Origin of the sequence: Roseivivax marinus, assembly GCF_900109705.1 — a bacterium.
Taxonomy (GTDB): Bacteria; Pseudomonadota; Alphaproteobacteria; order Rhodobacterales; family Rhodobacteraceae; genus Roseivivax; species Roseivivax marinus.
The window spans coordinates 91,892-99,490 of sequence record NZ_FOAI01000013.1 but is presented as its reverse complement, the minus strand read 5'-3'; the positions used below and the strand labels follow the sequence as shown (position 1 = coordinate 99,490).

The window sequence follows — 7,599 nt, the reverse complement described above, 5'->3', positions numbered from 1 at the left end:
GCGGTTGCCCGAAAGCTCGTAACCATCGCGAACGCGCTGTGCAGGAACCGTCAGAAATGGGCCGCTCCGGCTACCTGACAGATACAGTTGCTAGGCCCGGACGAACGGAATACTCGCCGATTTCGTCGCTTTGACGCGATACGTCTTGATAATGGGCATATTGTATCACCTCGACGGCGGCGGCTCGTTCTGGGAATAAGCGAGGTTGCTCTTTCGTGGAAGGCGGTAGACTTCCATCCGCCGGCCGGTTGCAAGCCTTGATGCCGCTGGCCCCGATTTTTAACCACCAAGGAGCGGGATCCGCCTGCGGATCGGTCTTGCAAGGCACCTTCCTTGATCCGGTCGACCCATGCCATTTTTCGTGCAGGCAGGCAAAGTCGATGCAGGGGGGCGGTATGCCGGCGCGGTGTATCGCCTACTGACTCGTCTGCTCGGAACGGGCATCGTTGGGCGGAGTTTCATCTCACGACAGGCAGGCCGTTGTCATTGTGCCCCGAACACCCGCGGGCGCCGACCGGTGCCGGGAGGATCGGACGATGAGCATGAAGCGTATACTGGGCACGATGCTGGCGACCCGCATGGCCGGGCGCGGGCGGCGGCGCGGCGCGTTGGGGACAGCCTCTGCCCTCGGGTTGCTCGGTGGCCGGCGTCGGCGCAGGAGCGGGCTGGGCTCGAAGCTGGGTCTCGCGGCGCTGGGCTATATGGCGTTTCAAGCCTATCAGAAAAGCCAGTCTTCCCAGTCGGGCAGCGCGCAGAGCACCGCCACGACCAGCTCGGGCAGCAGCGGCGGCAGCCTCATCGACACGATCCGCAACAAGGCGAACGAGCTTCTCGGCGACGGGTCCGGGCCGACGCAGGCATCCGGGCAGGCGGCAGCCGCCTCTGCCGACGACGAGGACATGCGCGAGGGCGAGGCCGCGGCGGAGCGGTTCAGCGAGGACGAGGCGCTCCTGATGATCCGCGCGATGATCACCGCCGCCTATTCCGACGGCGCGCTGTCGCAGGACGAGCGGGCACGGATCGTGCAGGCGATCGACGACGCGGACGCGACGCCCGAGGAACGCGCCACGATGGAGCGCGAAATCGCGAATCCGAAGCCGCTGGACACCTTGCTCGGTCAGGTGAACGACCAGGAGACCGCAGAAGAGTTCTACCTTGCCTCGCGGGCGGCGGTAGACGGCGAGAGCGCACAGGAACAGCGCTATCTCTCGGACCTGCGCCAGCGGCTCGGCCTCTCCGAAGAAGAGGCTGCGGAGGCCGACGCCATCGCCTCTTGACCCCCCGAAGGACTGCGGGCCGGGCAGGGCGTGTAAACCGCTTCTTAAAGAACGGGGCGCTAGTTGGTCGCGTTCGGTTCGCGTTGTCCCAGGGAGGTTCCCCCGATGTCCGTCCGCGTCTTCAGGTGTCCCGATTGCGATCACCGCTGCGCTTCGGCGCGGACGAATGCGGGGCGTGTTTCTGTCCCACACCGGCGCTGAACCGCGGATCCGCGGTCTTCGCCGGGCTTTGTGGCGTGATGCTGGTGATGGCCGTCTCGCTCGCGTGATGCGGGTGTGACAGAGATCGCGCTCGCGGGGACTCGAAGCGGGTTCGCGCCGCCCTACGTCCTGACGCCAAGGAAAGGAGCGCATGCTCGCTCCGCCTATCGTCAGGAGGAGTGCCATGCGCGCGAACTGGAAATCCCGTCTCATGGCCAGCGTCGCGGTGTCGGCGTCCGCCATGCTTTTTCCCGCAATCTCGTCGGCGCAGTCCTGGGCCGGTGCGCCCGGAGACGACGCGATCGCCCGTGGTCAATACCTGGCCATGATCGGGGGGTGCAAACACTGCCACACCGCGGATGCCGGAGATTATGCAGGCGGGGTGGTGCTTGGCACGCCGTTCGGGGAACTCGTCGGCCCCAACATCACCCCGGATCCGGAGACCGGCATCGGCACCTGGACCCGCGACGATTTCGAGGGTGCGCTGCGGCAAGGTCGCCAGAAGGACGGAGGGCCGCTCTACCCGGCGATGCCCTACCTGTCCTTCACGCAGATGACCGATCAGGACATCGACGACCTCTGGGCCTATTTCCGCAATGTGGAGCCCGTCACCCACGAGGTGCAGGTCATCCAGCTGCCTTTTCCGTTCAACATCCGCACCGGCGTGAACGCCTGGCAGGTGCTTTATTTCGATGCACACCGCTTCGAGCCTGATGCCGAGAAGAGCGACCAGATCAACCGGGGCCGTTACCTTGCCGAAGGGCCGGTACACTGCACGTCCTGCCACACTCCGCGGAACGCCATCGGCGGCCCGATCGAGGATCGGGCCTATCAGGGTGCCCTGGTCGACGGTTGGTATGCGCCCAACATCAGCGGCACGCAGGGCTCCGCGCTCGAAAAGTTCGATCAGGAGACGCTGACCGCCTATCTTGCCGACGAACATCCCGACGGGCTTGCCGCCTTCGGGGCGATGTACCAGGTCACCGAAAGTCTTCAGGACGCGCAGCGCTCGGACATCGAGGCCATCGCCGCCTTCATCCTCGACCGTGCCGAGGACGACGAGCCCGGGCGCGGCCCCGAGATCGAAAGCATTCCCGACGAGGTGATGGAGCGGGGTGCGGGCGTGTACGAGGCGCAGTGCCAGTCCTGTCATGCCGAGGACGGCATGGGTGGCGAGAATGCCGCCCGGCTCGTGGACAATGGCGGGGTCAACGCACAGTCGCCGTTGAACGTCGTGAACGTGCTGTTGCGGGGCATCGAGACCCGCAACCAGTTCGGGCCGATGCCCAGCTTCGCCAACGTCCTGTCGGATCAGGAGCTTTCGGACGTGTCGAACTACGTGCGGCGCAGCTGGGACAACGATGGCCCTGAATCTGCCACGCCCGAGATGGTCGCGGAAAGCCGCCCCGATGCCGAGGAGACCGACAGCATCGACCTGACGACGAACTGCCCGGCGCCCGGCAACTACGAGATCCCCGCCGGCGTTCGCACGCAGGTAGGCGACCTCGCCGGGCAGACCGTGGCCGAAGAGGACATCGCACCCCTGGTGGAGGGCTTCCACGCCGCCGAGCCCGATGCCGGCTATTCCGAAGCGATGGCCGCGTTGACGGCCGAGTACTGCCTCGCCCTCGCGGAGGCGGAGCCTGCGGTGGGCCGGTCCGTGTTCCTCGAGCGGCAGCTGTCGTTCATGAACGAGATCGACGATGCGATGCGCGCTGCCGGCATGACGCCGGGCGAGTGATCTGGCGCGCGCCGGGCCCTTGGGGGCCCGGCGTGACGCGCACCGCGCGGACCAGCGCCCCCGAACGCCTCCCGTCCATCGGGAGGCGTCATTCGTATCCGGTCATCTCCAGGTAGCCGTGGCCGTCGTGGCTGCCGGAGATGGCGATCGGTCCTTCCCAGTACGAGAAGGTCGTGCCCATCCAGGCCTGTGGGTTCAGCGGCGTGGTCGTCACGTCGAGACCCTCGTCAGGCAGCTCCACGCGCCATTCGACCGGGATCGTGCGTCCCGCGACCTCGGCCGTGGCGCCAGGGGTCAGGCGCAGAGCGCCGTCCCCGTAGGCGGTCTCGGTTCCGTCCGGCGCGATCCACGTGGCCGAAGTGAAGTGCCCGCCATCGCTTTCGCGCAGACCGAAGCCCATCAGTTTCGCGCCGCTCTCGAACGACAGCGAGAACCAGTCCCATCCCTCCTGATCGCCCGACAATGGCTGCGACGACCATTCGCGGTCGAGCCAGCCCGAGCCGGTCACTTCGATGTCGCCCTCGGGCAGGGTCAGCGTGCCCGAGACGTCGTAGAACGGCTGGGAGTAGTAGTAGCTGGCCTGCCCGGCGGGCGACTTGACGGAAAAGCCAGCGTCGCCGTGCAGAACCAGTGGACCGGTGGCCTCGAGCGCGAGGTCGTAGGCGAAGCGGTTGCCCCGCGCCGTCAGCGTGATCGCGTCCAGCGGATCGGCGTCCGCCGGCGCGGTCGAGCGCATGGTCCAGTCGTCGATCCACGCCTCGAACGGCTCGGTCACGCCCGCCTGTCCGACCCCGCCGCGCGCGAGTCTCTCGTCGAAGAGATGCGCGTCGGGCGTCGTGACCGCGGCGTGGCCCATCCAGACCTGGCGGGTGTCGCCGGGCAGTCCGGGTGTATCCGAGCCGGGCCGCAGCGCCGAGCGGAACAACGTCCACTGAACCCCGTAGCGCGTGCCGTCGGCGGCAGACAGCGCGGCGGTCAGGTACCACCACTCGATGCGGTAGTCGGGATGCGGAAGATGATCTCCGGGGAAGGCCAGCGCCGCGCCCTGTTGCGGGACCGCGAAGTCGCCGTCGGCCTCGGCGCCGAGCCCTGCATAGCCCTGCGCGAGGACGGCGGCCGGCACGGCGGCGAGAGCTGCGGACAGAATTGCGGCGGGGACGCTAGCGATCATGGGCGAACACCCTCAGCAGTCGGGATGGGGGCAGGCGGGTCAGGCGGATCGCGGGCCAGAGGCAGGCGAGCCCGGCGGCGAGCAGCGCCGCCCCGGCCAGACCGATCCACTGGGCGGGAAACAGGTGCATGGGCAGGCGCCAGCCGAACGCCTCGACGTTGACCTTGGCCAGAAGAACCCAGGCCAGCGCCAGCCCCACGGGGAGCGACAGAGCCCACGTCAGGAGCGCGAGAAGGCAGGTCCGTGCGACCTCCAGCGCCGCGAGCGTTCGCGGCCGCATTCCCAGAGCCCAGAGCGGGGCGAGCTGCGGCAGGCGCAACCCCGAGAGGGTCAGCAGCGATGTCAGCACCGCGATTCCCGCGACGCCGAGCGTCAGAACATTGAGCGCGCCGGTCACGAGGAAGGTCTGCTCGAAGACCCGCAGCGACAGCGCCTTGACCTCGGACTGGTTGACCACGCCCTGATCGGGCAGGCGCGCGCGCTCGCGCAGTTGCGCTGCGACCTCGGCGGCCTGGTCGGGATCGGTCCTGACGGCGAACCGCAGGCGGGGCACGTCGGGATAGCGCCGGGACAGCGCATCGCTGCCGATCATCGCCTGCGGCGCCGGGTTGCCGTAGTCGGAATAGACGCCGACGACCGGCACCTCCCACCCCTCTGCCATGCGAAGTGGCGCGCCGAGGGTCATGTCGGTGCCTCGGAAGAGCTGTTCGTTGACGATGGCCCCGGTGCCCGCCGCAACCCTGTCCCAGACCTCGGGGAGCGCCTCGAGGATCGGCCAGTTGTCGCGGTAGAGCGGATCGTCGGCGATGCCGTAGACGCTTCCCGGTCGCCCGCGCAGGTCAACGTCCACGGACCAGATCGGCACGACAGCGTCGGCCAACTCGTCGCCCGCCGCGCGCACGCGTGCGGCCGCGGCCTCGTCGGGCGCCGTGACGTAGAGCTCGGCCGCGAGCCGCTGGTCGAGCCAGGCCGTGAAGGTGGTGCGGAACGAGCCCACCATCGTGCCCACGCCGACATTCGCGGACAGCGCCAGCAAGAGCGCCATCAGGGCCAGCGACAGGGCGGGCACCTGCTGGCGTCCATCGGCCAGGAGCCACTCGCCCACGGGACCGCGCGCCAGCGGACGGGCGATCCGGAGCGCCCCGATCAACAGCGGCGGCAGCGCCAGAGCCGCGCCAAGTAGCAGCGCGCCGAGGCAGGCGAACGCGGCGATCAGGCCTTCTCCGACCCAGACCAGAACGGCGCTGGTGAGCAGCAACGCGACGGCGCCTCCCGCCTGCGCCGTCAGCGTCCGGGCCGAAGCCATGGCCCAGGCGCGGGGCTGTGCCGGGGCCAGTAGGGGCATCCGCGCCACCCGCCAAAGTGCCTGCGCCCCCGCCAAAGCCGTGCCGGCCAGCGTGATGCCGAGACCTGCCGCCGCCCATGCCGGATCGAACGCCAACGTGCCTGCGACCGAAGCGCCGTAAAGACCCCGCAGCGTGCCGGCCACCCCGGGCAGGAGCGCGGCCGCGATGCCGTAGCCAAGCGCCAGCCCCGCGATGCCCGCGAGCAGCGCGAAGACCGCCAGTTCGGCTGTCAGCAGGACCATCAGCCGCCGCAGGCTGAGGCCGAGGGCGCGCAGTGTCCGGAAGCTCTGCCGCCGCTGTTCGAAGGCGAGGCCGATGGCCGATTGCACGATGAACAGGCCAACTGCGAAGGACAGGAGCCCGAAGGCGGTGAGGTTGAGGTGGAACGAGTCGGTCAGTTCTGAGAGGTCGGTGCTCTCGTCGGGCGTGCGGCGGTCGAGTTCGGCAATGTCGGACAGGGGGGGCAGGCCCAGCGGTTGCTCGGAAGCGACGAGGAGGTAGGAGAGGCGCTGCCGCTCCAGCAATCGCCGCGCGGTGGCGAGATCGGTGACCGCGGTGCCGGGGGCCACGTCCGGCGCGATGCGGGTGGGCGGCAGGTCGGCGTCCCCGATCTGCGCGGCGGTCTCGGGCGCTACGAGTAGCAGGCCCGGCGTGGAGAGGAAGTCGCCGATGATGTCGTTGTCCCCCGCAAGCGCGGTCAGCCCGGCTTGCGGCGGCGCGGTCAGCGGGTCGATCCCGAGAATGCGCAGGGGCGTGCCGCCCGCGCGGATGCGTCCCTCGATCACCGGGCTCACCTGCCACCCGGCGCGGCGCAGGGCGACGAACTGGTCGAGCGTCACGCCCTCCGGGGCGGTCAGCCTGTCGAGCACGTCCTGTCCGAGCGTCGCGGCGGCGCGGTCGTAGCTGCGACGGGCCTCGGCGTTGATCGCCTGCACCCCGGACCAGAGCGCGGTGGCCAGCGCGAGCCCGGTCAGCAGGGTCGCGAGCTGAAGCTTGTGGCGCCGCCAGTGGGACAGAAGCGCCATGAGCGCGGTGCGTGTCATGCCAGGCGCCCGCCGCTCAGGTGCAGCCGCCGCGACAGTCGCGCGGCGAGGACGTCTGAATGTGTGACCATCAGGAACGCGGCGCCGGTCTCGTCCACGAGTTCGAGCAGCAGGTCCCTGACCCGCGCGGCGGTGGTCTCGTCGAGGTTGCCGGTGGGCTCGTCGGCCAGCACGAGGTCGGGCCGGTTGGCGATGGCGCGGCCGATCGCGACGCGCTGCTGCTGTCCGCCCGAAAGCTGCTCGGGAAAGCGCTGGCCCAGCCCGTCGAGGCCGAGGCGCCGGGTCAGCCGTTCCTGCCAGTCCGGGTCGTGCCGTCCGGCAAGCCGGGCCTGGAACGCCAGATTCTGCGCAACGGTGAGCGAAGGAATCAGGTTCAGGCTCTGGAACACGACACCGATCCGGTCGCGGCGCAGTCGCGCGCGGCCCGCGTCGTCGAGGTCGTCGATGCGCGAACCGTCGAGGCTCAGCCGCCCGCCGTCCGGGGTGTCGAGGCATCCCAGCAGGTGCAGGAGCGTCGACTTGCCCGACCCGCTTTCGCCGGTGAGCGCCACGCTCTCGCCACGGGCGACCGACAGCGACACGCCATCGAGCACGGTGAGGGAGCCGTCGCCGGTCTGGTAGGTTTTTCGCAGGTCGTGGGCGTCGAGCATGGGCGGGTGTCTCCGTCGGGCCTCGCGCGATCGGGCGTCGGCCAGAGGTAGCGGGCAGGGGGCTTACGGCCAACCGTCGGCGCCGCGACGGGGTGCCGCGGACGAACCGCGCATATGAACCGAGGTTGCCGTCGCGGCGGGCCGTGATTCCTTGTGCCCGGGCGGGTCAA

At 69.5% G+C, this 7,599-nt stretch carries 5 protein-coding genes; 2 read left to right on the top strand and 3 right to left on the bottom strand.

Going from position 1 to position 7,599, the window contains the following annotated elements:
- Positions 1 to 542 precede the first annotated feature (542 nt).
- A complete protein-coding gene (locus BMX29_RS15305; protein WP_244889258.1) occupies positions 543 to 1,277 on the top strand; it encodes a DUF533 domain-containing protein in 735 nt (244 codons plus the stop codon).
- A 385-nt stretch (positions 1,278 to 1,662) separates the two neighbouring features.
- Positions 1,663 to 3,219, top strand: a complete 1,557-nt coding sequence (locus BMX29_RS15300) for a cytochrome c (RefSeq protein WP_175471205.1) — start codon at positions 1,663 to 1,665, stop codon at positions 3,217 to 3,219.
- 88 nt (positions 3,220 to 3,307) lie between these two features.
- Here the strand turns inward: BMX29_RS15300 and BMX29_RS15295 are convergent, their stop codons facing one another.
- From BMX29_RS15295 to BMX29_RS15285, 3 genes are read right to left on the bottom strand one after another with little or no spacing between them, the layout of a single operon-like run.
- The gene (locus tag BMX29_RS15295) at positions 3,308 to 4,390 is read right to left on the bottom strand and encodes a lipocalin-like domain-containing protein (protein WP_092814455.1); all 1,083 of its coding nucleotides are present in this window, start codon (positions 4,388 to 4,390) and stop codon (positions 3,308 to 3,310) included.
- Complete coding sequence (locus BMX29_RS15290; protein ID WP_092814452.1) at positions 4,380 to 6,779, bottom strand: ABC transporter permease; 2,400 nt, start codon at positions 6,777 to 6,779, stop codon at positions 4,380 to 4,382. Before BMX29_RS15290 ends, BMX29_RS15295 begins: the two co-directional genes overlap by 11 nt.
- Positions 6,776 to 7,429, bottom strand: coding sequence for an ABC transporter ATP-binding protein (locus BMX29_RS15285; protein WP_092814450.1), 654 nt, complete (start codon positions 7,427 to 7,429; stop codon positions 6,776 to 6,778). Before BMX29_RS15285 ends, BMX29_RS15290 begins: the two co-directional genes overlap by 4 nt.
- Positions 7,430 to 7,599 lie beyond the last annotated feature (170 nt).